This window comes from Gorillibacterium sp. CAU 1737 (assembly GCF_039888655.1).
Classification (GTDB): Bacteria; Bacillota; Bacilli; order Paenibacillales; family NBRC-103111; genus Gorillibacterium.
In genome coordinates, this window is the sequence record NZ_JBDQQO010000013.1 from 43,693 (window position 1) to 68,549 (window position 24,857).

Sequence of the window (24,857 nt, forward strand, 5' to 3'; positions counted from 1 at the left end):
AAGGCTGCTGCTTGATTCCCCAGCATATCGCTACGTATATAGTAATCAAGCTGCAAATTGAACTCAAACTACACATGCTAACAACATTTCCATTAACAGGCAAAAATATGAACATATCATTACAAAATTGATAAAAAGGACGAAATAAAACGTTTACATGGAGTGCTCGGTGTGATTAAAGTCACTGATTTTGCTGGATAAATTGGACGTTCACAATTCGTACACAAAAGTAGGGTTGATTTGAAAAAGTTCATCAATTTGTAACATTTTAATTTATGAAACGTACCGCAATTCATTGTAGTTTATAAATTTGCGATTCAGAACCAAGAGCTGCAACAACTATCTGCAGGAAGAGAAAGCCGCTGGGACAAAGGGTTTCCTGCTGATTCGCTGTTGACAGAAATCCAGGGTGAATCGTAAGATGAACAAGAGTTATCGATTAGGTTACAGAATATTTATGCAACGAGGGCACCCTATTATCGAAATCGCGTGCAGCAAAGTGCTGACCTTGTCCGGCAAGGAGGGAAGGAATGAAACCGAACGTAACCATGCGGGATGTGGCCGATACTCTGGGTATCAGCAGCGTCACGGTCTCCAAAGCCCTTAATGATAAAGAGGGCGTCAGCGAAGAACTCAAGGAGAAGATCAAGCTGGTTGCGGCTGAAATGGGCTATCGCATGAACATGACCGCCAAATCCATGCGGGAAGGCTACACCTACAACGTGGGGGTAGTGGTGTCCGAGCGATTCACCAGCAAGTCGCATTCCTTCTATTTAAAGTTCTACGAGCAGATCTCCAAGGTGCTGGAGGAATCCAAGTATTCCGCCATTTTGCATATCCTGACGCCTACTGAAGAAGCAACGATTACGCTGCCGCGGATTTACCAGGAGCGGAAGGTGGACGGGCTGATTGTTTTGGGCCAGCTCTCCAAGGAATACATTGAGGCGTTGGCGGAGAGCGGGGTACCGCTTGCTTTCCTCGACTTTTACACGGAACAATCCGCTGTGGACTGTGTCATCACCGATAACTTCTACGGCATGTACGAGATGACCAACTACCTCATCCAGAACGGACATCGGAAGCTGGCCTTTGTCGGGAATCTGTATGCGACGAGCAGCATTCAGGACCGGTTTCTCGGGTTCTACAAGTCCCTTCTTGAACATCGCATTCCCTTCGTTCCGGAATCAATTATCAATGATCGGGATGAGTTGGGCTGGTGGGTGGATTTTGAATTGCCAGAAGAGCTTCCCACGGCTTTCGTATGTAACTGCGACGAAGTCGCGTATAACCTCATTCAATTCTTAAACAAAAGAGGGGTTCGCGTACCAGAGGATTGCTCGGTTGTCGGATTTGACAATGATCTCTTCTCTACGTTAGCCTCGCCGCAGTTGACGACTGTGGAGGTCAACATGACGGAGATGGCTCAAGCGGCGGCCCGCAGCATCATCCGAAAGATTCGCGGCAAAACGACCGGAGAGGGGCGAATCCTCGTAAGAGGACGGCTGCTCGTACGGGATTCAGTCCGCAAATGGGACGCCTAACAACAATTCGTCCATTCGGTTTGCACAGCCCTGTTTTTCGATGAAGCGTTAGTTCACGTTTGAGCGTGTTCCTTTCCTGTCGTCGCGGAGGGGGGATCTGCTTGATGGAAGCGAAAGAATGCTCTTCCACAGGCGAATTTCGCCAATGTTCGACGAGTATGCGGTGAGTGAATGCCTGAACTGGAAAGCGCTTTCCGAGGAGGGGGTTGTGTTTTTTTGTGGAAAGGAGGATCCTTTTGTTTTTTTTGTTAGTCCGTATTGACCTGCAAACGCTAACAAGGTACAATACACATGTTACTTAATCGATAACCTAATGCAAGACTGTCACATTGGCAGAGACCTTCCGACTGGTTTTTCAGCCGGAGGGCATGGAGATTGGATTTGCAGGATAGTCTAATCAAATGAATGAAACCATCGGGAGGGAAATTGAACATGTCAGTGAAAATGATTGGCGAAGCATTGCCTAACGTGCCATGGCAAGAACGTCCGGACAATTCGTCCGTTATCTGGAGATACTCCAACAATCCTATTATTCCTTGGAACCCCACGAAGAAATCGGCTCGTATCTATAACAGCGCTGTTCTTCCTTATGAAGGCGGCTTCATCGGCGTTTTCCGTGCCGACCATAAGAACGGTCGTCCGCAAATTCACTTGGGACGAAGCAATGACGGCTTCAACTGGGATATCGAAGATGAAGAAGTGCACTGGGTGGACGAAGAAGGCAACCCGTACCAACCGAACTATGCCTATGACCCGCGCCTCGTCAAGATTGAAGACACCTATTACATCGTATGGTGTACGGACTTCGGCGGCGCTGCTCTTGGCCTGGGCCGCACGACGGACTTCAAAACCTTCATTCGTATGGAAAACCCGTTCATTCCGTTTAACCGGAACGGCATCCTTTTCCCGAAGAAGATTCGCGACAAATACCTTCTGCTTAGCCGTCCGAGCGACAGCGGACATACGCCGTTCGGCGACATCTTCCTGAGCGAAAGCCCGGACCTTGTTCACTGGGGACGTCACCGTCGCGTGATGACTCGTGGCGGCAACGGCTGGTGGCAAGGCGTCAAAATCGGCGGCGGCCCTAACCCGATCGAAACAAACGAAGGCTGGCTGATGATTTTCCACGGCGTATCCGGAACTTGCAATGGCTTCGTATACAGCATGAGCGCAGCTCTTCTTGACCTGGAAGATCCTTCGAAGGTTCTGTACCGTTCCGGAGACTACCTGCTCACGCCGGAAGAATCCTACGAAACGACCGGCTTCGTTCCGAACGTCGCTTTCCCTTGCGCTACGCTGCATGACCCGGCTACCGGACGCATCGCCATCTACTACGGCGCAGCTGACACCCATGTAGCGGTTGCCTTTACCGAAGTGAACACGCTGGTTGACTGGATCAAGGAGCACAACGACCTGAACCCGGGAGACGCAGAAAGCTACCGTTAATCGCTTAGGAGATGCGAGGAAATTAGTGCCTGCTTTTGATGATAAAAGCTCCACGATTTTGGGAGCTTTGTCAACAAATTAGCGGTACTCGTTTCCTCGCCGTCTTAACGGTTACCTGAGAGGAGATATGGAAATGAACGATCAAACCTTCTTCTGGCAAAGGCTGAACCGCCTTTCCGCCGATTATGAAGAGCTGGTGACTCGACCGAACCCCCCGGAGGAGCTCGGCAACGGCATCTATGAACGCTACACGAATCCGGTTCTGACCGCGGAGCATGCTCCTCTCTACTGGCGTTACGATCTTAACCCGGAGACGAATCCGTACCTGATGGAGCGCAACGGCGTCAATGCCGCGTTCAATCCGGGTGCAATCGAACTGAACGGCAAGTTCTATCTGGTTGCTCGTGTGGAAGGAATGGACCGCAAATCGTTCTTCGCTGTTGCGGAGAGCGCAAACGGAGTGGACAACTTCCGCTTCTGGGACTTCCCGATCCAAATCCCGGAAACCGATGTTCCGGACACCAACATCTACGATATGCGCCTCGTGAAGCATGAAGACGGCTATATCTACGGCCTGTTCTGCACTGAGCGCAAGGACCCGAACGCTCCCTTCGGCGATACGTCGAGCGCGTATGCCCAATGCGGCATCGTGCGCACGACGGACCTGGTGAGCTGGGAGCGCCTTCCGGACTTGAAGACCCCTTCTCCGCAACAGCGGAACGTGGTGCTTCACCCGGAATTCGTAGACGGCAAGTACGCCTTCTACACCCGTCCGCAAGACGGCTTCATCGAAGCGGGCTCCGGCGGCGGAATCGGTTGGGGCCTGTCGGACAGCATAAATCCGGCTGTCGTCGATCACGAATCGATCGTGGACGAAAAGGTGTACCATACCATCAAGGAAGTCAAGAACGGCCAAGGCCCGGCTCCGATCAAGACCGAGCACGGCTGGCTGCATATCGCGCACGGTGTTCGCAACACCGCTGCAGGTCTGCGCTACGTGATCTACGCGTTCATGACCGACCTGAAGGAACCGAATCGCGTTACGCATTCCCCGGGCGGTTACCTGATCGCTCCGCAAGGAATCGAACGCATCGGCGACGTATCCAACGTCGTGTTCACCAACGGTCTCATCGCCCGTGAGAACGGAGATGTGTTCCTGTACTACGCTTCCTCGGATACTCGCTGCCATGTAGCGAAGACGACGGTTGCGCAGTTGGTTGACTACGTGAAGAATACGCCGGAGGACGGTCTCCGTTCCTACGCAAGCGTTGCAACGCGCAGTGAGCTGATCAAGGCAAACCTGGAGCTTCTCCAGAAGTCCGAATACGCCTTTCTTCGTAAAGGCTAATCAGTAAACCGATAACCGTTCCTTTCTAGGAGATGGAGGCTTCTCCACTACCTGAAGGGGACGGTTTTTTGTTGTTTCGGGCGATTTCGACCTCTAAGCTGCAAGCTTTGTGCAAGGAGTAAACAAATGTCGGTTTACGGGTAGTCATTGAACCGCTTCCATGGTAGGATAAGCCTGACTAGAGATACTTTCAAATTTGGTTCTTCGGCGTTGGTAAGTGCTGAGTTACCGGATGACAGGAGGTTCAAGTGTGAACGAAAAAGTTAACGATAACTCCCCGTGGATGCTGCGGTACAAACAGCCTGCCGTCGAGTGGGAAGAAGCATTGCCGATCGGCAACGGACGCATGGGGGGGATGGTGTTCGGAGGAGCGCTCAAGGAGCGTATTCAGCTGAATGAGGACACCCTCTGGAGCGGCTTTCCGCGAGACACGAATAACTATCAAGCGCTTCGCCATCTAAAGAAGGCTCAGGAGCTGATCCGGGAGGAGAAGTATTCCGAGGCGGAAGAGCTGATCATGACGAAAATGCAGGGCGTCACCAGCCAAGCTTACCAGCCGCTGGGCGACCTCTGGATTGAGCACCAAGGCGCAGAAGGGAAGAAACTCACTTCTTTTGAACGCACCCTGGATCTCGATCAAGGCGTGGCGGCTGTTTCGTTCCGTCTTGGGGATAGCGAGTTCCTTCGCGAAGTCTTTATCAGCGCAGCGGATCAAGTGCTCGGCATTCGCATTCGATCCTTGGGCCAAGCTCCTGTCGATATTCGAGTGTCGCTCAGCTCCAAGCTCCTTCATACGATTCATGCCGCTGACGGCGGGCTGCTTCTCACCGGGCAATGCCCGAGCCAGATCGCAGGCAATTATTTAGGCGATCATCCGCTGGGGGTTCTGTATGAGGAAGGTTTGGGTATTCATTTCGCAGGCCTTCTCCGCTCGAAGGCCGCTCATACGGAGATTCAGCAGAACGAAGCCGGAGTCCCTGTGCTCCTTGCCCGTGATCCCCAAGAGGTTACGCTGCTGTTTACAACTGAAACCAGCTTCCGCGGCTTTGCGGCTATGCCGGGAACCGATTACGCTGAGCTGCAGGAATTGTGCAACCGAAGGCTTGCGGAAGCCGGAACCTTTTCCATTGGGGAACTGCTTCAACGGCATCTGGAGGATCACCGCAGCCTTTTCCGAAGAATGGAGTTGTCCCTCGGGGGAGACGCGACCAAGAGCGTCTGGGCAACGGATGATCGGTTGGCTGCCTACAAGCAAGGCGAAGCCGATCCCGCTTTGGAAGCGCTCTACTTCCAATATGGACGCTACCTTCTGATTACCAGCTCGCGCCCAGGAACCCAACCGGCTAACCTGCAGGGCATCTGGAACGATCATGTCGAGCCGCCCTGGCATTCCAACTATACGACCAACATCAATACGGAGATGAACTACTGGATCGCTGAGACGGCGAACCTTAGCGAGTGTCACGAGCCGCTGTTTACCATGCTTGACGAGCTTAGCGTGACGGGGGCGCGAACAGCGCGCATTCATTACAACAGCCGCGGCTGGACGGCTCACCACAATGTGGACCTCTGGAGGATGTCCACTCCGGCTGAGGGCTCGCCCAGCTGGGCGTATTGGCCGATGGCCGGCACCTGGATGGTGCTCCACCTGTGGGAGCATTACCAATTCACGCGCGATGAGAGGTTCCTCCGCGAGCGAGCCTATCCGCTGATGAAGGGGGCTGCTCTCTTCGGTCTGGATCTGCTGCAGGAATCACCGGAGGGCTGGCTCGTAACCAACCCCTCGACGACACCGGAAAACCTCTTTCTCACGGAGGAAGGAAAGCCTTGCAGCGTCTCCATGGCCACGACCATGGACATGTCCCTCCTGCGCGAGCTGTTCGCTGCCGTTAGTGAGGCGGCGGGTAAGCTTGCGATCGATTCCTCCTTCGCAGAGGAACTCGACTGCGCATCCGAACGGCTGTATCCGTTCCAGGTAGACGAACAAGGGTGTCTGCGGGAGTGGTACCGTCCTTTCGCTGAGCACGAACCGGGACATCGCCATGTCTCTCACCTGTTCAGCCTCTACCCAGGACGGCAGATGAATGAGAAGGAACGGCCGGAGCTTGTTGCGGCTGCCAAGCAGACGCTCAAAAGCCGCCTGGTCAACGGCGGCGGGCATACCGGCTGGAGCTGCGCTTGGCTTATCAACCTCTACGCCCGTCTCCGCGACGGAGAGGAAGCTCATCACTTCATCCGCACGCTGCTCGCCCGTTCGTCTTATCCGAACCTGTTCGATGCTCATCCTCCGTTTCAGATTGACGGCAACTTTGGCGGAGCCGCCGGCATTGCCGAATGCCTCCTGCAAAGCCATCTCGGCGAGCTCGACCTGCTGCCGGCTCTTCCCGCCGAGTGGTCGACCGGATCGATCCGTGGCCTGAGGGCGCGCGGAGGCTTTGAGGTTTCCCTTGCCTGGGAGGATGGCAGCTTGACCGAAGCGAAGATCCTTTCCCTCGCGGGAGAGACGCTGCGAGTAGCCGATTCAGAGAAATGGTGCATCATCGGACCGACTGGAGCCGTGCCGTGCCCTCCCGAGGGGATCCGCACGGAAGCCGGCGTCGAATATTGTGTGCTTCCTGCGTGAACGAAGCGAGATAAGTTGAACGAAAAACGGCGAAGAAGCACGGAGGGAAAGGTTGCAGCAAGAGGAGCGAAGCGATCGCCTTTGTTTTTCAATTTCAACCCTACTATGAAAATCATATTTGAGAAATTGAAAAACAACAGCGACCGGAGGCTCGACCTCTTCTCGCAGTGCTCTTTCTGCAGATTTCACAAGTTCAACTAAATAATTGATTCTACAACGAGGTGAACATCATGATCCACGACAAGTTCCCAAAGATTTGGTACGGCGGGGACTACAACCCCGAGCAATGGGATGAAGCGACGATGGAAGAAGACCTGCGCATGTTTAAGCTCGCCGGCATCGATGTGGCGACGGTGAACGTTTTCTCCTGGGCGCGAATTCAACCGGACGAAGAGACCTATCACTTTGAATGGCTGGATAAGATCTTGAACCGCCTGGATGAGGAAGGCATCAAGGTATGCCTTGCAACCAGTACAGGAGCACATCCGGCTTGGATGGCTAGAAAGTACCCCGACATCCGGCGGGTGGATCATAACCTCCTGAAGCGCCAATTTGGGGGTCGGCACAACTCCTGTCCACACAGCCCGACCTACCGGAAATTTGCCGAATTGCTCGCGGACAAGCTGGCGGAGCGGTACAAGGATCATCCTGCTCTAGCCGCCTGGCACATCGCCAACGAGTATGGAGGCTATTGCTATTGCGAGAATTGCGCCGCCGCCTTCCGTGTGTGGCTGCAAAAGCGGTACGGTTCCATCGAGGCGTTGAACAAAGCGTGGTACACCTCCTTCTGGGGCCACACATTCTATGAGTGGGAGGATATCGTACCGCCGAGCGGCATGAGCGAAGAGTGGGGCGGCGGCCGTTCCAATTTCCAAAGCATCTCGCTCGATTACCGCCGCTTCCAATCGGAATCGCTGCTGGATTGCTACCGCCTGGAGTATGATGCGATCAAGAAGCACTCGGATGTTGCCATCACCACCAACCTGATGGGGACCTACCCGGAGCTTGATTATTTTGCATGGGCCAAGCATATGGACGTCGTCTCCTGGGACAGTTATCCGTCGCTCGACACCCCGGTCAGCATGACCGCCATGACCCATGACCTGATGCGCGGGCTGAAGGGCGGACAGCCGTTCATGCTGATGGAGCAGACCCCAAGCCAGCAGAATTGGCAGGCGTACAACTCGTTGAAGCGTCCCGGCGTCATGCGCCTGTGGAGCTACCAGGCTGTTGCGCATGGAGCCGACACGGTGATGTTCTTCCAGCTGCGGCGCTCCATCGGCGCCTGCGAGAAGTACCACGGCGCGGTCATCGAGCATGTCGGCCACGAGCACACCCGGGTCTTCCGCGAATGCGCGGAACTGGGTCAGGAGTTGGTGAAGCTCGAGGACAAGCTGCTGGATTCGCGCCTGACCTCCAAGGCAGCGATCTTGTACGACTGGGACAACCGATGGGCGATCGATCTGTCCAGCGGCCCGACGATTGCGCTGAATTATGTGGATCAGGTTCATCACTACTACAAAGCCTTGTACGACAATCACATTCAGACCGATCTGATCGGGCTTGAGGATGATTTTGATCGCTATGAGCTGATCATTGCCCCGGTCCTCTACATGATCAAGCCAGGAGTGGCCGAGAAGATCGACGCCTTCGTGAAGCGCGGCGGAACCTTCATCACCACCTTCTTCAGCGGCATTGTGAACGAGACCGATCTGGTTACGGTGGGCGGCTATCCCGGCAAGCTTCGTCCGATTCTTGGCGTGTGGGCGGAAGAGATCGACGCGCTCTTCCCGGATGCGAGCAACAGCATCGTGATGAAGCAGACGTATGGCGGCCTGACGGGAGAGTATTCCTGCAACCTGCTGTGCGACCTCATACATGCGGAAGGGGCAGAGGTGCTGGCGGAATACGGCAGCGACTTTTACAAAGGGATGCCCGTCCTCACCCGAAACCGGCATGGAGAGGGGGAAGCCTGGTACATCGCCTCGAACCCGGAGGAGAAGTTCCTGAAGAAGCTCATCGCCCAAATCTGCCAGGATAAAGGAATTAAGCCGCTGCTGAATGCTCCGGAAGGAGTAGAAGTGACCGAACGGAGCAAGGATGGCAAACGCTTCACCTTCCTGCTCAATCACAATGCGGAGGCAGCTCATGTGGAGCTTCCGGCAGCCCTTCACGGAGCCAAGGATCTTCTCAGCGGGCTCGGAATGAACGATGTCGCCGTTGTTCCTGGGCGCGGCGTACTGATTCTGGAACAAGTGTAAGAAACGAGCAAGCATGAAGCAGGGCCCCGAACGAATTCGGAGCCCTGTTTTTCGCTGTTTCCTTCCTCTCATGACGGATAGGATAGAATTTCCCGGGAAATGGATTTCCTTGTCGAAACCCTGCACAGAACGCGTTATACTGGGGAAGCATCTGCATTCCAACGCAAAAGGAGACGCTATGAACATTCCACTTCTGCATCGGTTGAAAGGTAATGCTAGAGGCTGTTTGAAGTATGAGCCTTTCTTCTTGATCCCTTACAGCATGTACAGCACTTATGCGACTCTTTACATGTACCAGCTTGGCGTCGATGAAACCGGAATCGGCCTTATCACTTCGCTGGGACTGGTGATGAGCATCGTCTCTTCCTTGATGAGCGGGTACCTGACAGACCGCATGGGAAGAAAGCGAGCGATCCTCTATTTCGACCTGCTCAGTTGGACGCTCGGAACCTTGATTTGGGCCTTTGCGCAAAACATCTGGTTCTTTGTTGCGGCGGCACTTGTCAACGGCTTTGCGAAGATCCCCAACACCGCATTCTATTGCCTTCTGGTAGAGGATACCCCGCCCAAGGAGCGAAGCTTTGTGTTCACGGTCCTGCAATTTGTCGGAGTAGTCGGCGGCTTGTTTGCTCCGCTCGGCGGATTGATCGTGAACCATTACACCCTTGTGCCTGGAATGCGCATTTTATACGGGATCGCCTGCGTCTTCATGACTTATCAGTTTATTGGCCGCCACTTTGAGACGCGGGAGACGGAGATGGGTTATCGCAAGATGGAGGAAACCCGGCAGCATTCTGCGGCGGGGCGCCAGGGCTGGATCGCGTACTTCCGCGAGGCTCGCCCCTTGTTCAGCAGCAAGCCGCTCTTGCTCCTGTTCGGCGTCTACATTCTGTTTAACTTTCAATCGACGTTGAAATCGACCTTCCTGTCGCTCTATATGGTGGAGTATCTTCACGTACGGGAGGAGATCATCTCGCTCTTCCCGGCACTCTCATCGATTGTCATGCTTCTCTTCCTGTGGCTCTTGCTGCCGCGTATTCCGGAGCGGGCTCTCCTTCCTGCTATGCAATGGGGGTTTGCCCTGTCTGTGCTCTCCACCGTTCTGCTTCTTCTGGCTCCGACCGGTGATATTGTGGTTCTGTCTCTCAGCACGGTGGTCGGAGCAGTCGGAACGCTGCTCACGGCTCCCTATCTCGAGACGGTGGTGGCCAATGCACTCGATGACAGCAATCGGGCGAATCTGTTCGCCATCCTGTCCGTCTTCATCCTGGTCTTCACATCGCCAGCCGGTGTGGTCGGGGGCTGGAGCTACAAGATGAACCCGATGATGCCTTTCTATTTGACGGTTGCAGCGTTTGCGCTATGTATGGTGCTTCTATTCCTTTATCAACGAATGGAAGGTCACGGGAACAGAACACCTCAGTAACCGTTTCGGGTCTGCCCGGAACTGCCCCTGCTTTACTCAGACCTATCTTACGGAAAAACGCAGCCCGACTTCCTGCTCGCTCCAAGTCCACAGTTCCCTCGCTAGAGCGGCATCCTCGGCGCGGACGGACACCGGAGCGGGCTTTTTTCGGTAGTAGTATTCGCCGCTTACACCGGCTGCCTCGTCGCTTGTTGCGAGATACAAGGCGGTCTCCGCCCCTTGCTCGGGAGTGAGAAAGAAGGGCCGCAAGAGCGCTAGAATTCGCTTCCCGAAGCCGGTCTTCCGATCCATGCCGATGTTGGTGGCGACGGCTCCGGGGTGAAGGGCATTCACGGTTACGTGAGTTCCCGCCAACCGTCTGGCCAGCTCTTTTGTAAACAAAATGTTGGCCAGCTTGGACTGGGCGTAGCCACGGATAACGTTGTACCCTCGAGTTAGATGCGGATTGGCAAAATCGATCCGCCCGATCTTATGGGCGCCGGAAGAAACATTGATGATGCGGGCCGACGGCGCCTTTTGGAGGGCGTCGAGGAGAAGGAGGGTCAGCAGAAAATGGCCGAGGTGATTGACGCCCAGCATGGCTTCAAAGCCTTCTTGCGTCGTCTCCCGTTTCAGGTTGACCACACCGGCGTTGTTGATTAACAGATCGATGACCGGGTGGCGGCCTGTTAACGTATCAGCGAAGGAGCGGATACTGGCAAGATCGCCAAGGTCGCAGAGGAAGAGTTCAATGGCGGTTGAGCCGCTTTGCCGGACGGCTTCTGCCCGAGCGGCTTCTCCGCGTTCTCGGGAGCGACAAGCCATGATGACCGTAGCCCCCTGTTTGGCCAGCTGGATCGTGGTGGCAAGCCCCATACCGGAATTGGCTCCGGTTACAACAGCGATTTTCTGACGCAGGTCCATGTCCATGCATCCTCCTTGTCAGATGGGATTCCATTCGGAACAACCGAATCCATTAAAAACCCTTTCGAGAACGGGTATCTAAATTCCTGCCACTTGCCGAATGATCCTGCTATCTGATAAAGTAGCTCTAGAATGAAAAAGGAGGTGAAGCGGGAGATGAATCTCGAACGGACGAATGATTTCGTAAGCCGGCTGCCGTTGGCAATGGCTGGCATCGTTCATGCCCAAGGACAATACGGGAGAAGTCTGTCCATTTTTGCTCATACGTATTGCCCATTCGAGAAGAATCTCCTGCCGTAGCCGCATCGGAATAAGATGAGGGCCGTGGGGATATTCCCCGCGGCTCTTTTCGTTTATCGCGGTATCCGAGACGGGAGATCCCAAGGAGGATCATTCCATGATTATGGCAAGCATGAATCAAGTATCCCATACGATCGGAGCCAATCCGGTCTTGAATCACGTTACCTTTGAGCTGCATGAAGGGGAAAAGGTCGGCTTGATCGGCCCGAACGGCGGTGGAAAATCGACCCTTCTCAGGCTGCTTGCCGGTTTGGAGCCGGTCGAGGAGGGCCAGTTCGCCTTGAAGCGGGGAGCCCGCGTGTCGTATCTGGCCCAAGTGCAGCTGGAAGCGGAGGGGAGCACCGGAACGTTGTACGATCGGCTCGCGCACGGGTTCCGGGAGGTGCGCGCCATCGGGGATAAGCTGACAGAAGCAGAACAACGCATGGCGGACCCGGCTGTTAACTCCGACCCGACCAAGCTCGATAAACTGCTCAAGCAGTATGCCGAATGGCAGGAAGCATACGAGCGGGGCGGCGGCTATGAAATGGAAGCCCGTATCCGGCAGGTTGCATCGGGCCTCGGCTTGAGCGAGCATCGGTTCGACAGCGCTTATGCCGAAATGTCGGGAGGCGAGAAGACGAAGGCCGCGCTTGCGTCCATCCTCATTGAACAACCGGAGCTCCTCCTGCTTGATGAGCCGACCAACCACCTGGACTTGGACGGGGTGGAGTGGCTGGAGCAGTACCTGATGAATTATCCGGGAACTTGCCTCCTCGTGTCCCACGACCGGTATTTTCTCGATCGGGTTGTGACGAAGGTGCTGGAGCTGGAGGATGGCGAGCTCTCCCTCTATCTCACCTCCTATTCCGGCTATGTCCAGGAGAAGCAGGAACGGCTTCTGCGGGAATTCGCGGAGTATCAGGATCAGCAAAAGGAAATTCGCCGCATGAAGGAGTCGATCCGCCAGCTTCAGGAGTGGGGAGGGATCGGCGGCGACAAGCGCTTCTTCACCCGAGCGGCCTCCATGCAGAAGGCGATTGATCGGATGGAGAAGAAGAAACGGCCCGTGCTGGAGCGCAAAACGGCAGATTTCGATTTGACGATGACGGAACGATCCGGGCGAAAAGCGCTCGTGATCGAGGAACTGACCAAAGGCTACGGAGAACGGACCCTGTTGAACCGGGTGAATGTCGAACTGGAGTATGGGGAGAAGATCGGCCTTGTCGGCACCAACGGTTCGGGAAAGACAACGCTGTTCCGCCTCGTACTGGGGCAGACGCCGCCGGATACCGGTCTGGTGCGGCTGGGCTCCCAGGTGGAGGTCGGTTACCTCGCTCAGGAGGCCGTGCCGGACGACCACAAGGAGAACGTGCTCGCCTTTTACCGCAAGGAGACGCAGATGGAGGAAGGGGCGGCAAGAAACAAGCTGGCGCGCTATCTCTTTTATGGGCAAGACGTCTTCAAGCCCGTCTCCGCTCTGTCAGGAGGGGAGTGGACCCGTCTCAGGCTGGCGCTCTTGGTGGAGCGGAAGCCGAACCTGCTCCTTCTCGATGAGCCGACGAACCATCTGGACATCCCTTCCCGTGAAGCGTTGGAGGAGATGCTGGAGGACTTTGCCGGAAGCATCCTCTTCATCTCGCATGACCGGTACTTGATCAACAAGCTGGCGCAAAAGGTGTGGGCATTGAAAGAGGGAAGCCTGACGACCTATTACGGAAACTACGACGCCTACAAAGAGAAGCTCAGCCAGCAGGAGCCGTCTCTCCATTCGGCTGAGCTTGCTTCGGCGGCGCGGATGGAGAAGGGAGCGAAGGCATCACAGGGTGCGTCCCCCCTTCGCTCTGAATCATCCACTCCGAGAACCGGTGTGGTTGCTCGAAGAGCGGAGGAATTGGAGCAGCAGTTGGCTCAGCACGAGCAGCAAGCCGAGCAGCTGGAACAGGTTCTGCATTCCGCCGCCTCGGAGCAAAGTCCGGATGAGCTGCAGCGACGATGGGAGGAGCTGGATGCTCTCCGTGCGCAAATCGACCTGCTTTATGCGGAATGGAGCCAGCTCTTGGACGCATAGGGGCAACCTTGCGAATCTGCGGCTCCAAACCGGTTCTGACTTTTTTCCATCCTTCGCCTATAATGAAGGCAGACCCGCAACCTAGCAAAAAGGATGAGACGTTTGTGAATCGATCAAGTTGTGCCATTGTATACAACGGAAACCTGGGCAGCGAGAAATTCCTCATTCAGGTCCGATGGCTGGAGCGCACCGCGCGCGAGCATGGGCTGCACGTTCAGGTGATCGGCAATCAGGAGCTGATTCCGGGCATTGTGGACGGCTCGCCGGTGATCAAGGGCCGCTATGAAGGCCAGGAGCCGGACTTTTTCCTCTTCTGGGATAAGGACATTCGCCTCGCGCGCCATCTGGAGAAGATGGGATTCCCCCTCTACAATCGGGCCTCCTGCATCGAGCTGTGCGACGACAAGATCAGAACCTACGAGCAGCTGCTGAATGAGGGGCTGCGTCTGCCCAAGACCCTGATTGCTCCGCTCATCTATGAAACCTGCGAAGGGATCGACGAACGTCCTTACGAAACCATCGTCCAGGAGCTTGGCTTCCCGATGGTGGTCAAGGAAGCGTTCGGCTCGTTTGGCGAGCAGGTACATCTGGTCCGAGGCTGGGAGGAGCTTCTTCCGCTGGTCCATCGGCTGAAGCATCGTCCCCACCTGTTTCAGGAGCTGGTGAAGTCGAGCTACGGCCGAGATATTCGGCTTCAGGTGGTAGGCGATAAGGTCGTCGCGGCCATGATGCGGAAGTCGGAGCATGACTTCCGTGCCAATGTGACAGCGGGAGGACGCATGGCTCCCTATGAGCCCAGTGAGCGGGAGCGAGAGGTTGCCGTGACCTGCGCTAGGCTGCTTGGTGCTGATTTCGCCGGGGTGGACTTGCTGTTTGGCGAAGATGGGGAGCCATATGTGTGCGAGGTTAATTCGAATGCGCACTTCAAGAACATCCACGATTGCACCGGCGTCGATGTGGCTGCCCGCATGCTGGAGCACATCATGAGCAAGGAGCGTTAACGATGCGAACAGGCTGGCTGATCTATAACGAAGCCGATGCGAGCCGCAACCGCAGCTACATTGACTGGTTCCTTGCGGAAGCACAGGAGCTTGCCATGGGGCTGGAGCTGGTCTACAAGGAGGAGCTTGGCATCGGCGTGACGGAGAGCAGGCTGTCTCTCTACCGCCGCGGGCAGCGGGTGAACGTACCGGATTACATCGTGATGCGCCATCGGGATGAGCGGTTGACCGCTCATCTGGAGGCGATGGGAGCACCGGTGTTCAACGGATCGTTCGTGTCCCGGACAGCGAACGACAAGGCTCGAACATCCCTTTACCTGGCCCAGCACGGGATTCCGATGCCGGACACGAGATTTCTCAGCAAGGAGGATTTCCGGGAGGCGAATGTCGCCGGCCTGCCGTTCCCGCAGGTTCTGAAAACGGTCGGCGGACACGGCGGCAGCGAGGTGTATCGAGTTCAGACGCCCTCCGAGGTGACCGAGCGGCTCGCGGCCTCGCCTCCTGGAAGCTCGTTCGTCCTTCAGGAAATGGTGACACCCGGCAAGGATGTCCGCGTCTTTGTGATCGGACGAACCATCGTGGGGGCCGTTTTGCGAGAATCGAGCTCAGACTTTCGGGCCAATCATTCGCTTGGCGGGGACTCCTCGCTTCATCTCTTGTCCGCAGAAGAGGAGGCGCTGGCTCTACGGATCGTGGAGCTCTTCGATTTTGGCCTTGCGGGAATTGATTTCATCTATGGGCGGGACGGCAAGGTTCTGCTCAACGAGATCGAGGATGTGGTCGGCAGCCGGACGCTGTCCCTGCATTCCGACATCAACCTGGTTCGACTGTACTTGAACCATATTCAGACAGTGCTTGATTCAACAATTCAGGGGAAGAAGGAGACCAACCATGCTTCAAGTAAGGGAACTCAGCAAGACGTATGACAAGACGCCTGCGGTGAGCGGCGTAAGCTTTGACGTGAAGGGCGGAGAGCTTGCGGTACTGCTCGGCCCGAACGGAGCAGGCAAGAGCACGACCATCAAGTGCATCATCGGCTTGCTGAACCATGAGGGCGAGGTGCGGATCGACGGGCATCCCGGCAAGAGCCTGGAAGCCAAGCGCAAATTCGGGTATGTCCCGGAGACGCCTGCGCTGTACGACATGCTGACGGTTTGGGAGCACCTTGAATTCATTGCTCATGCCTATAGCCTGAAGGATTGGAAGGAACGCGGAGAAGCGCTGCTCACGCGGCTGGATCTGTGGGACAAGAAGGATAAGCTCGGCAAAGAGCTGTCCAAAGGGATGCAGCAAAAGGTGAGCATCTGCTGTGCGCTCTTGCCTGAACCCCGGGTCATTTTCTTCGATGAACCGATGATCGGACTGGACCCGAAAGCGATCAAGGAGCTCAAGCTCATGTTTGCTGAGCTGAGAGAGTCCGGAGCCAGCCTCTTGGTCAGCACGCACATCATCGACAGCATGGAGGGCCTTTGGGACCGGGCGCTTGTGATGAAGGCGGGACACGTTCTCTTTTCCGGTACGCAAGGCGAGGTGGAGAGGAGCGAGGAGAAGCTGGAGGACATCTTCTTCCGCCTGACGGAGGGCGGCGTCCAATGAATCCTCTCTTATACATCATTAGAAGGACCTTGATCAATTCAATCAAGGAATTGAAGCGCAAGCCCGGCGTCCTTATCCTCTACCTCTTTTTGATTGTCATGTGCGGGCTGTTTCTCGTCCTGTCGTTTATTCCGAAGGAGCCGACCCTTATGGAAGCTGACCCCGCGGTTTATGGAATGATTGTCAGCGGCGTCATCTTGTTTATGGTTTATTCCTCGGTATCAAAGAGCATCAAATCCGGCACCAGCTTCTTTCGGATGGCGGATGTAAACCTTGCTTTTCCTGCCCCGATCTCCCCTAAGAAAATGCTGCTCTACGGTTTTCTTAAACAGATCTGGGTTTCTCTTCTCGGGGTCTTTGTCCTGATTTGGCAAATCCCGAACCTGCGCAATTATTACGAAATCAAAGGCTCCGGGGTATTCGTGCTCTTCTTTAGCTTCGTGGTCCTGTTGTTCTTCCTGCAGCTTCTTGGCCTCCTGATCTATTCGTGGACCTCCCGGTCGACGTCCGTTCGTTCTCGGGCATCCAAAGGCTGGAACTTCCTGCTCGGCTTATTCGGGCTTGCGATTCTGGTCAAGCTGATGGAGCTGAAGGATTTGTCGGCCGCATTAAGAGCCGTTCTGCATTCGAAGGCCTTCGAGACGATTCCGGTCATCGGCTGGTTCAAGACGATCTCGATGGAGCCGCTACTCGGCCCGTCCCCTCGCTTCTATCTGGCTGTCGCGCTTCTCGTGGCCGCAACCGTTCTGCTGATGGTGGTGTTCTTCTATCAAAAGTCGGATTACTACGAGGATGTGCTGGCCAACACGGAGCAAAAGGAGGCGCTCTTCGCCGCGAAGCGGTCCGGCAAGGCGATTCGGAATGGGAATGAGTCGCTCATCAAGCGCCGTCAAATCAAGGGATTGACGTTTCGCAGCGGGGCGGCGGCGATCTTTTCCCGCCAGATGCTGGAGTATCGGAAACGCGGATTCTTCCTCATCGATCGCTCGACCGTGGTCCTGGCCGTATTCGGCTTCGCTGCGCAGTACTACTTGCCGAATAACGACTTGACGCTCCTTCTCATGTTCTCTCTCTATTACCTGTTCCTTATGTCCTTCCAAGGAAGCTGGGCGCGAGAGCTGGAGAAGCCTTATGTCTATTTGATGCCTGCCCATTCGGGAGCCAAGCTGTTCTACGCAACTCTGGCAGATTTGGTGAAGGCCGGACTGGATGGCGTGGTTTTGTTCGGCTTTGCTGCTGGCTTCCTGCATGCCAATCCGGCTCTGGCTGTGCTGTGCGCCGTCGGATTTGTCACCTACAGCGCCGCCTTCACCTATTCGGACGTCCTGTTCCGGCGTCTGTTCGGCCCCCTTCATGGCAAGGTGGCGATGTTCTTCCTGCGGATCTTCCTGCTCCTCATCCTGATCGTGCCGGGCGTCGTCATCGGCTTGGTCGCTCGTTATGCGACAGGACTGGAGGGGCTTGCCGCTGATTTCACTTTCGTGGGCAGCATGATCGCGTGGAACCTGCTGCTGGTGGGAGGAATCTTCGCACTGGCCAAAGGGATCTTCGACCGGCTGGAGATGAAGTAAGAGACTGCGTACGGGCTAATTTGGTACAATAGGGAAAGCAGTGAAATTGGAGCAAAGGGGCTCGGACGATGCAACTCAAGGTACAAGGAGCGCGGATGGCGCATTCCAAGGAAGACGGCTATATGGGCTCCGTGGTGTTTTTGGTGGATGGCCACAAGGAAGCCTACGAGATCTTCCTGCAGAGCGATTCGGGGAACGATTGGAATTACAGCCTGCTCTTCCATGACGAACCGGGAGACGAAGAAGAAATTACGGCGGTAGAGGAGTGGCTGGAACAGGACGACGATGCCTTCGACGCTCTGCTGGAAGCAGCCGAGGAGGCTTTGGACGAATAGATAGAGGGGGAGGAATCGCGATGCTCACGAGACCGCAAAAGGATGAATACGGTGGTCACTTTTCGCACTACGTGGAACTGGTTCCGGAGGGTGATCTGCTGACGCTCCTGGAGGAGCAGAACAGAGAGGCGGCGCAGCTGTTCAGCACCTTCGCGGAAGAGCAGGCGAACGACAGCTACGCCCCGGGCAAATGGACGCTCAAGGAGCTGCTCAGCCATGCGATTGACACGGAGCGGATCATGACGGCAAGGCTGCACCGCATTGCGCGTGGGGATGAAGCGGAGCAGCCCGGCTTCAACCAGGATATCTATACGGCTCATGCGCACGCCAATCGGCTGTCCCTGTCCTTCCTGATCGACGAACTGGCGGCGGTGAGGAGCTCCACGCTCTTCCTGCTGCGGGGAATTCCCGAGGAAGAGTGGAAGCGAACCGCGCAGGTCAGCGGGTACCGCATCAGTGCGCGAGCGCTTGCCTATGTGGTACAGGGGCATTTGCTGCATCACTTGAATGTGGTCCGTGACCGCTATAGACTGTAAAGAAACTAGTCCGTTGACTATATCAGAATGAAGGGGAGCTCCGGGCAGGATCCGCTCTCTTCTTTCGCCTATAAGAATCCATATTGGCTTTGTTAGCATGAAAGGAGCGTGATTGGCTTTGGCAAACACGCACAGCTACACCCGTCGCGAGGAAGTTGCGAATTCCATTACCCATGGAATCGGAATGGGACTCAGCATCGCGGCGCTCGTCCTCTTGATCGTCTTTGCGAGCTTGCAAGGAAACGCCTGGCATGTGGTCAGCTTTACGATCTTTGGCGTGACGATGCTGCTCATGTATACCTCATCTACCCTCGTTCATGCCTTCCCGGAGGGGAAGGCCAAGGACGTGTTTACCGTATTCGACCATTCGTCGATCTACCTGTTTATCGCCGGGACCTACACACCGATTACCCTCAGTGTAATCCGCGGGCCTCTCGGCTGGACGCTGTTCGGCATCATCTGGGGCGTTGCAGCGGTCGGCGTGGTCTTCAAGGCATTTTTTGCGACGAAGTTCCTGTTCACCTCGACCCTCATCTACATCGTCATGGGCTGGGTCATCGTACTTGCCTGGAAGCCGCTCGTGGCCAACTTTCCGCATGATGCGCTGGTCATGCTGGTTATCGGGGGCGTTCTCTACACGGTCGGCACGATCTTCTACGTGTGGCGATCGTTTCCTTATCACCATGCAGTCTGGCACCTGTTCGTGCTGGGCGGATCGGTGATGCACTTCTTCTGCATTCTCGCTTCGCTTCCGTGAGGGAGAACCCGCCCATACGGAATTCATAGTCAGCAATCAGACCTCCTTTACAAGGATAGCTTGTTCCTTGCGAAGGAGTTTTTTTACTGTTCATGGAAAGTACATAAAATGGTAAATAACCCTTGAATTCCATAAATATGAATTGACAAGAATAAAGACAGATGTAGAATATAAAGGAAGACGAATGTAGAAAACGGAGGGTGAAGGATGAACATTTCGAGAAAGCTTCCTGATGCCGAATTTGAAGTGATGAAGGTGGTATGGGCGAACAAACCTCCGATTACAACCAACTTGATCATGGAGCAGGTCGGGAGGGAGAAGGAATGGAAGGCGCAAACAGTCCTGAGCTTACTGGCCCGACTGGTAGAACGAAAATTCCTTCGAACCGAGAAGAATAGCAAAGAACGAACCTACTTTCCACTGATCGGAAAAGAAGAGTATTTGAAGTTCGAAACCGGAGATTTCATGGAGAGATTCCACGGAAATTCCTTTACCAGTTTGGTTGCAACGCTCTATAACGATCGCAAATTGAAAAATAAGGATCTCGATGAGCTCGAACAGTGGCTAAAGGAAAGGAGGGGCTGAAGTGAACGTGCTTCTTGCCGCTATCGTTTCATGCTCCCTCACGATGGCACTGGTCAGCTTGGTCTATATGGCCTTGATGCCCTTGCTGTCCAAGAGATACGCTCCAAAATGGAGATACCGGATCTGGCTCGTCATCGTGCTCGGATGGATCATCCCCTTTCGACCGCAGATCGAGATCCCGTTCCTTTCCACCCAGGCTGCTCAGGACCCGATTACAACCCCCTTCACGGTGCCTCAAGTCGGCATAAGCCAGCCCGTTTCGCATCTTTCTCTGATGGATGGAACGGAAGCAGCCTCGGCAACGTTCTCCTTGTGGCCTTGGCTCACCCTGCTTTGGATCATCGGACTGGGAATCTCAATCGGAGTTCCGCTCTGGAACCACCGCCGGTTTGTTCGATTTGTCAATCGGTGGAGCGAGGGTGTTCATGATGAAGAGGTGATCGGGCGTTTTGAGAGACTGAAATCGGAGCTCGGGATAACGGCCAAGGTGGAGATCAAGTGCTGCCCTGGCATCAACAGTCCGATGCTAATCGGTTTTTTTCACCCCCTCATCTTACTCCCTCCTGTCCACATTCCGGTTCACGAGTTGGAGCTGATCCTTCGGCACGAATTGATTCATCTCAAGCGGCACGACATCTGGAGCAAGATGCTGGTCATGCTGGCCGTTGGCATCCACTGGTTTAACCCGGTCGTCTATCTGATGAGAAGAGCCGTCGCTACGCAATGTGAGATTTCCTGCGACTCCTTCGTACTGGCGGGAGCGGATTCCAAGCGCCGTCAACAGTATGGCGAGACCATTATCGATGTGATTCGAAGCGGAGGCAACCCTCGGACCGCATTATCCACAAACTTTTTGGATGGGAAAAAAGGGCTGAAAACCAGGCTAGCCTCCATCGTCGACACAAAGCCCAAAAAGACGGGAGTTACCCTTCTCTGTCTGTTCCTGCTGGCGATCGTGATCACGGGCGGTGCATGGGCGGCAACCAATAAGGAGGAGCCGCTGAAAGCCGATCCGTCTCCTTCCCCCCTTCAAGGCATAGAAGCCAAGTACAGCAAATTGCTGGACCTTCGATTTAACCGCTATGAGGAGATGACCGTAGCCGATTACAGGAGCAAGGCTTGGAAGGCAATCGGGCAGGAGGAAGCGGTATTTGGAGAACTGCTGAACGGCATTCCGGATACTTGGCATGAGAAGCGGCAATCCAATCGCGATATCCAATTCATTATGAATGTCTTGACCCCGATCCTCTCGGAAAAGTGGAAGTCCTGGAGCTTTGGGGGTACGAAACAGTGGGAATCCGGCATGCTGGAGTATGGAGCAAGCTATGATATTCTCGACGCGGATACGCTGAAAATGAAGGATCGGAACCAGGCGGTTGAGGGACTTCAAACGGAAGTAGCCCGTTTTATTGAGAGTAGGAGCAAGGATGAGCTGGCTGATGAAGCGGCTATGCAAGCGTTGCTGAAAACGGAGGGGAAAACCTGGGAGCAGAAGTACAGCACGTCGTCCCTGAAGGTGACGTTCTCGGTTCTCTCTTTCCGAGCAGAAGTGGGACCGGTGCCGCAAGCAACTCCTATCCAGGAAGCTCCCCAAGGAGAGGAACGGAATCCTGGATCGGCTACCAAGGAGGATGTCAGCCGCTTTCTAGCCTTTCAAACAGAGGGGTATTCCTCTTTATCCGTCGCGGAATTCAACCGATCCCTAATGGTGACGATGGAAGACGGAGGGGCCTATCCTCCAGACATGTGGGAGCGAATTGGGAATCAACTCCAGTCGGGTGGGGGATTGCTTGAGACCTTGACCCCGAAAGAGCTGCAGTTCCTGAGCATCACCTTGAACGCATCCCTCTCGGAGAATTCGGCCAAACACATGCAGGAGTACTCCAGTGAGGTGGAGCGCCCGTACCTCAAAGATCGAATTACAAGAGAGTTTGCGGGTTCGGAGGAAACCAGCCAGAAGCCTCTCTTCGAGGCGAACATCGAATACACCCTCTCGTATACCATCCCAAACGAAGAGACGCTCACCGTTTCCGAGCGGGATCAAGCCCTTATGGGGTTGATGAGCGGCGCGCGATCCTTCCTCAATCAGAGGAGCGTGGATGATCTGGTTAGCGGCAGGGCCGCCCTGGAATCGGAAATCGCCAAGCTGGAGAAGCAGTACAGCAGCAAGAAGATTCAGCTAACCGTAGAGAAGCTGATCTATCAGATTTATGACGAGCGGAATATGGAGTCGTTGCAGCCCCGGGAATAAAAACGAAAGGGGGCTGCTTCCGCAGCCCCTTTTCTATCCGTAAGGGTAAATCCTATTTCCGGCGAGAAGAGAATTTACAAGAGCCTGCGCAGTCACCGGAGCACGTTTTCTCACAGCCGCCGTAGCAGCCCGTGTAGCAGCTGCCGTAGCAGGTGGTGCAGCCAGCCATCGGTTGGACAGCACCAAATCCCGTGATCTTCTTGGAATATTCCATCGTGATCTCTCCTTTCCTTAGAATTTATTAGTCACTTAACAGAATTGTTAAGACTAATAGCATAGGGGGCATTCCCGTTACGCATGCTGCGCCAAAGCAGCTCGAAACAGATTGGAGAACAACACGTTGGTTTTCGAAAGAGTGTGGAAATCGCCCTGATCGACGATCCTGCCATCCTCCAACACAAAAATCCAGTCGCTGTCCACGATGGCATTCATTCGATGGCTGATGGACAGGACGATCCTGTCCCGGCTCAACTCTTTCATGATCTGGCACAGCTGCTTCTCGGACTTTCCATCCAGGTCGGAGGTGATTTCATCAAACAGCATGATCGCCGAGGGATGGAGGAGAGCCCGTGCAAAGCTCAGCTTTTGCAGCATGCCGCTGGAAAGAAGGTCACTGTCCTCAAAGAGCATGGTGTCGAGTTTATCGGGTAAGGAGAGAATAAATTCCTTTAAGCCGACCCTTTCGCAGACCTCCAAAACTTGGTCCTCCTCAAGAGCGGAGTACAACCGGATGTTTTCCAGAAGCGTATCATTGACCACAAAAGGATCCTTGTGAACATAGGTGATGAAGCTTCGGATGTAAGCGGAGGAGAGGTTTGGGTAGGGAGTATCGTTCAGCTTCAATTGACCGGACTGGGCTTGATAGAAGTCCATCATCAGCTTGAACAGGGTGGTCTTTCCCGAACCGTTCTCGCCGACGAGAGAGTAAAAGCCCTTGTCTTGAATCGTCAAGGACAAACCCTTGATGACCTCCAAATCGTCATAATGAAAAGAGAGATGATCCAGCTCCAGTTTTGTTTGGTGAGTGGCCAAATTTTGCCGGTTCCTGGAATAATCATCTTCCGGTGCTGCGAGCAACGAGGACAATCGGTCAAGGGCAACACGGACCGGCTGTTCGTCCAGCTTGATCTTTTGCAGGGTGGTTATGCTGCTGAACAAGCGATTGGTATAGATCGTGAACGACATCAAGACGCCGATCGAGAGCTCGTCATTCACGATCAGCCTTGCTGCCAAATAAAGCAGAACGAAGGAAAAGATATTTTGCGACAAGTCATTCAACATGCCCACGAAGGTATCCAGAATCGTCTTGTTTTTTTCTTTCTGGTAGGAGTCGTCCATTAATTCTTCAAAGTTGCCGCTGATTTTCTCCTCCAGCTTGTAAGCCTTGAAAGAGGGGATGTTCCGGATCGAGTTGCAGACAAAGGCATAGTATTTGTCATCCATCTCTCTGCTTTGCTTGAAAAACAGCTTCTTCTTGTTTTTGTGAGCGTAGTAGATGACCATCGTCACGGGGAGAAAGGCGATCGTAACCAGCGCCAACTTCCAATTAATCAGGAAGATGAAGAGGAGCGGAACGATGAAGTTGAGCGACATGAAGATAACCGTGGTGAGAAGCTCGATGTTATACCGCACAATGGTGGAGATGTCCGAAGTTAGATTGGAGACGAGAAGGCCAAATTCGAACTTCTCCACATGCGACATTTGAGTCTTCAGCAGCTTGCTGAAGCAGCGGGTTTGATGGTGGTTGATGATCCGGTTCCCGACGTTCACCGATACGACAGATTCCAGGGAAGAAAGAAGCACGATGGCAATGGTTATGGCAGCGAAGAACATCAGATGAACCGTCGTCTGTGAAAATTCCTTTGCCGTGATGGCATCGATTAATCTTCCATAGAGAATCGGAGACACGTTGTTAAGGGCTATGCCGATGATGATGACGATGAGAAGGAAGGCCAGCTTTCCCCGGAACCCGTGGAGATAAGCGAAGGCCTGTTTCATCGTACGGTTGTTTGGTTTAGGCATGTTCTGGACGCAGGGTAATCTTGCAGGTTTTGAAATCCAAGTGGAAGTAGTAGCCCTCTTCCTCGTGAATCCCGTATTTATCTGCAATATGGGTCCAATACGCTTGGTAGTCATGCTCCAGTTGGGCATAATCCTTCAAGAAACGCTGGTACAGTTCTTCATTTCGAATGAGCTCGTTGTTCTCGGAAATGTGAATCAAGTTGTGCAATGCGGCCCTTTTCTCATAGAGATCCTCGAAAACATGAACCTCATCGGTCGTGATCGACGCCTCTTTCACGGGAGTCATGGCTTGATGGGTGGACATG

The 24,857-nt window shown here is 54.5% G+C and carries 21 protein-coding genes; 17 read left to right on the forward strand and 4 right to left on the reverse strand.

What is annotated here, in order from left to right; all coding sequences use genetic code 11:
* Positions 1-530: 530 nt before the first annotated feature.
* The 6 genes from AAFN83_RS20295 to AAFN83_RS20320 all read left to right on the forward strand — a co-directional run bounded on the left by AAFN83_RS20295 (position 531) and on the right by AAFN83_RS20320 (position 10,645).
* Positions 531-1,541 carry a substrate-binding domain-containing protein gene (locus AAFN83_RS20295; protein WP_347772775.1) on the forward strand — a complete coding sequence of 337 codons (1,011 nt, stop codon included), beginning with the start codon at positions 531-533 and terminating at the stop codon, positions 1,539-1,541.
* A gap of 432 nt (positions 1,542-1,973) precedes the next feature.
* A complete protein-coding gene (locus AAFN83_RS20300; protein WP_347772777.1) occupies positions 1,974-2,987 on the forward strand; it encodes a glycoside hydrolase family 130 protein in 1,014 nt (337 codons plus the stop codon).
* 133 nt (positions 2,988-3,120) lie between these two features.
* Positions 3,121-4,335 (forward strand): glycoside hydrolase family 130 protein, encoded by a 1,215-nt coding sequence (locus tag AAFN83_RS20305; RefSeq protein WP_347772779.1) that lies wholly within the window; start codon positions 3,121-3,123, stop codon positions 4,333-4,335.
* Between the two features lie 250 nt (positions 4,336-4,585).
* Entirely contained in the window at positions 4,586-6,958 is a 2,373-nt protein-coding gene (locus tag AAFN83_RS20310; RefSeq protein ID WP_347772781.1) for a glycoside hydrolase family 95 protein, read from the forward strand.
* A 230-nt stretch (positions 6,959-7,188) separates the two neighbouring features.
* Positions 7,189-9,219, forward strand: coding sequence for a beta-galactosidase (locus tag AAFN83_RS20315; RefSeq protein ID WP_347772783.1), 2,031 nt, complete (start codon positions 7,189-7,191; stop codon positions 9,217-9,219).
* Positions 9,220-9,397: 178 nt separating this feature from the next.
* On the forward strand, positions 9,398-10,645 hold the full coding sequence (locus AAFN83_RS20320) for an MFS transporter (RefSeq protein ID WP_347772785.1): 1,248 nt from the start codon (positions 9,398-9,400) through the stop codon (positions 10,643-10,645).
* Between the two features lie 42 nt (positions 10,646-10,687).
* Here AAFN83_RS20320 and AAFN83_RS20325 read toward each other — a convergent pair whose 3' ends face one another.
* Entirely contained in the window at positions 10,688-11,542 is an 855-nt protein-coding gene (locus AAFN83_RS20325; protein WP_347772857.1) for an SDR family oxidoreductase, read from the reverse strand.
* Positions 11,543-11,704: 162 nt separating this feature from the next.
* On the opposite strand from AAFN83_RS20325, the gene AAFN83_RS20330 reads away from it, so the two are divergent.
* From AAFN83_RS20330 to AAFN83_RS20380, 11 genes are all read left to right on the forward strand, one after another.
* On the forward strand, positions 11,705-11,848 hold the full coding sequence (locus tag AAFN83_RS20330; RefSeq protein WP_347772787.1) for a hypothetical protein: 144 nt from the start codon (positions 11,705-11,707) through the stop codon (positions 11,846-11,848).
* 97 nt (positions 11,849-11,945) lie between these two features.
* Positions 11,946-13,898 (forward strand): ribosomal protection-like ABC-F family protein, encoded by a 1,953-nt coding sequence (abc-f, locus tag AAFN83_RS20335; protein WP_347772789.1) that lies wholly within the window; start codon positions 11,946-11,948, stop codon positions 13,896-13,898.
* Positions 13,899-14,002: 104 nt separating this feature from the next.
* Positions 14,003-14,899 (forward strand): ATP-grasp domain-containing protein, encoded by an 897-nt coding sequence (locus AAFN83_RS20340; RefSeq protein WP_347772791.1) that lies wholly within the window; start codon positions 14,003-14,005, stop codon positions 14,897-14,899.
* Positions 14,900-14,901: 2 nt separating this feature from the next.
* Positions 14,902-15,825 carry an ATP-grasp domain-containing protein gene (locus AAFN83_RS20345; RefSeq protein WP_347772793.1) on the forward strand — a complete coding sequence of 308 codons (924 nt, stop codon included), beginning with the start codon at positions 14,902-14,904 and terminating at the stop codon, positions 15,823-15,825.
* On the forward strand, positions 15,791-16,495 hold the full coding sequence (locus AAFN83_RS20350) for an ABC transporter ATP-binding protein (protein ID WP_347772795.1): 705 nt from the start codon (positions 15,791-15,793) through the stop codon (positions 16,493-16,495). The genes AAFN83_RS20345 and AAFN83_RS20350 overlap by 35 nt, the downstream gene beginning before the upstream one ends.
* Positions 16,492-18,066, forward strand: coding sequence for a putative ABC exporter domain-containing protein (locus tag AAFN83_RS20355; protein ID WP_347772797.1), 1,575 nt, complete (start codon positions 16,492-16,494; stop codon positions 18,064-18,066). Before AAFN83_RS20350 ends, AAFN83_RS20355 begins: the two co-directional genes overlap by 4 nt.
* A 68-nt stretch (positions 18,067-18,134) precedes the next feature.
* Entirely contained in the window at positions 18,135-18,401 is a 267-nt protein-coding gene (locus AAFN83_RS20360; protein WP_347772799.1) for a hypothetical protein, read from the forward strand.
* A 20-nt stretch (positions 18,402-18,421) separates the two neighbouring features.
* Positions 18,422-18,937, forward strand: coding sequence for a DinB family protein (locus tag AAFN83_RS20365; RefSeq protein WP_347772801.1), 516 nt, complete (start codon positions 18,422-18,424; stop codon positions 18,935-18,937).
* Between the two features lie 118 nt (positions 18,938-19,055).
* Entirely contained in the window at positions 19,056-19,694 is a 639-nt protein-coding gene (trhA, locus tag AAFN83_RS20370; protein ID WP_347772803.1) for a PAQR family membrane homeostasis protein TrhA, read from the forward strand.
* A gap of 207 nt (positions 19,695-19,901) precedes the next feature.
* The gene (locus tag AAFN83_RS20375) at positions 19,902-20,279 is read left to right on the forward strand and encodes a BlaI/MecI/CopY family transcriptional regulator (RefSeq protein ID WP_347772805.1); all 378 of its coding nucleotides are present in this window, start codon (positions 19,902-19,904) and stop codon (positions 20,277-20,279) included.
* Between the two features lies 1 nt (position 20,280).
* Positions 20,281-22,530, forward strand: a complete 2,250-nt coding sequence (locus AAFN83_RS20380) for a M56 family metallopeptidase (RefSeq protein ID WP_347772807.1) — start codon at positions 20,281-20,283, stop codon at positions 22,528-22,530.
* A 52-nt stretch (positions 22,531-22,582) separates the two neighbouring features.
* On the opposite strand, the gene AAFN83_RS20385 is transcribed toward AAFN83_RS20380, so the two are convergent.
* The 3 genes from AAFN83_RS20385 to AAFN83_RS20395 form a co-directional block, all read right to left on the reverse strand.
* Positions 22,583-22,744 carry a hypothetical protein gene (locus AAFN83_RS20385; protein ID WP_347772809.1) on the reverse strand — a complete coding sequence of 54 codons (162 nt, stop codon included), beginning with the start codon at positions 22,742-22,744 and terminating at the stop codon, positions 22,583-22,585.
* Positions 22,745-22,821: 77 nt separating this feature from the next.
* Positions 22,822-24,552 (reverse strand): ABC transporter ATP-binding protein, encoded by a 1,731-nt coding sequence (locus AAFN83_RS20390; RefSeq protein ID WP_347772811.1) that lies wholly within the window; start codon positions 24,550-24,552, stop codon positions 22,822-22,824.
* The gene (locus AAFN83_RS20395; RefSeq protein WP_347772813.1) at positions 24,545-24,856 is read right to left on the reverse strand and encodes a CXXX repeat peptide modification system protein; all 312 of its coding nucleotides are present in this window, start codon (positions 24,854-24,856) and stop codon (positions 24,545-24,547) included. Before AAFN83_RS20395 ends, AAFN83_RS20390 begins: the two co-directional genes overlap by 8 nt.
* Position 24,857: the final 1 nt, after the last annotated feature.

Excerpts from the sequence above, each read along its gene's own strand:
- AAFN83_RS20295 (WP_347772775.1), top strand. The coding sequence starts at position 531 with ATGAAACCGAACGTAACCATGCGGGATGTGGCCGATACTCTGGGTATC.
- AAFN83_RS20300 (WP_347772777.1), top strand. The coding sequence starts at position 1,974 with ATGTCAGTGAAAATGATTGGCGAAGCATTGCCTAACGTGCCATGGCAA.
- AAFN83_RS20305 (WP_347772779.1), top strand. The coding sequence starts at position 3,121 with ATGAACGATCAAACCTTCTTCTGGCAAAGGCTGAACCGCCTTTCCGCC.
- AAFN83_RS20315 (WP_347772783.1), top strand. The coding sequence starts at position 7,189 with ATGATCCACGACAAGTTCCCAAAGATTTGGTACGGCGGGGACTACAAC.
- AAFN83_RS20320 (WP_347772785.1), top strand. The coding sequence starts at position 9,398 with ATGAACATTCCACTTCTGCATCGGTTGAAAGGTAATGCTAGAGGCTGT.
- AAFN83_RS20330 (WP_347772787.1), top strand. The coding sequence starts at position 11,705 with ATGAATCTCGAACGGACGAATGATTTCGTAAGCCGGCTGCCGTTGGCA.
- abc-f (WP_347772789.1), top strand. The coding sequence starts at position 11,946 with ATGATTATGGCAAGCATGAATCAAGTATCCCATACGATCGGAGCCAAT.
- AAFN83_RS20345 (WP_347772793.1), top strand. The coding sequence starts at position 14,902 with ATGCGAACAGGCTGGCTGATCTATAACGAAGCCGATGCGAGCCGCAAC.
- AAFN83_RS20350 (WP_347772795.1), top strand. The coding sequence starts at position 15,791 with ATGCTTCAAGTAAGGGAACTCAGCAAGACGTATGACAAGACGCCTGCG.
- AAFN83_RS20355 (WP_347772797.1), top strand. The coding sequence starts at position 16,492 with ATGAATCCTCTCTTATACATCATTAGAAGGACCTTGATCAATTCAATC.
- AAFN83_RS20360 (WP_347772799.1), top strand. The coding sequence starts at position 18,135 with ATGCAACTCAAGGTACAAGGAGCGCGGATGGCGCATTCCAAGGAAGAC.
- AAFN83_RS20365 (WP_347772801.1), top strand. The coding sequence starts at position 18,422 with ATGCTCACGAGACCGCAAAAGGATGAATACGGTGGTCACTTTTCGCAC.
- AAFN83_RS20375 (WP_347772805.1), top strand. The coding sequence starts at position 19,902 with ATGAACATTTCGAGAAAGCTTCCTGATGCCGAATTTGAAGTGATGAAG.
- AAFN83_RS20385 (WP_347772809.1), bottom strand. The coding sequence starts at position 22,744 with ATGGAATATTCCAAGAAGATCACGGGATTTGGTGCTGTCCAACCGATG.
- AAFN83_RS20390 (WP_347772811.1), bottom strand. The coding sequence starts at position 24,552 with ATGCCTAAACCAAACAACCGTACGATGAAACAGGCCTTCGCTTATCTC.
- AAFN83_RS20395 (WP_347772813.1), bottom strand. The coding sequence starts at position 24,856 with ATGTCCACCCATCAAGCCATGACTCCCGTGAAAGAGGCGTCGATCACG.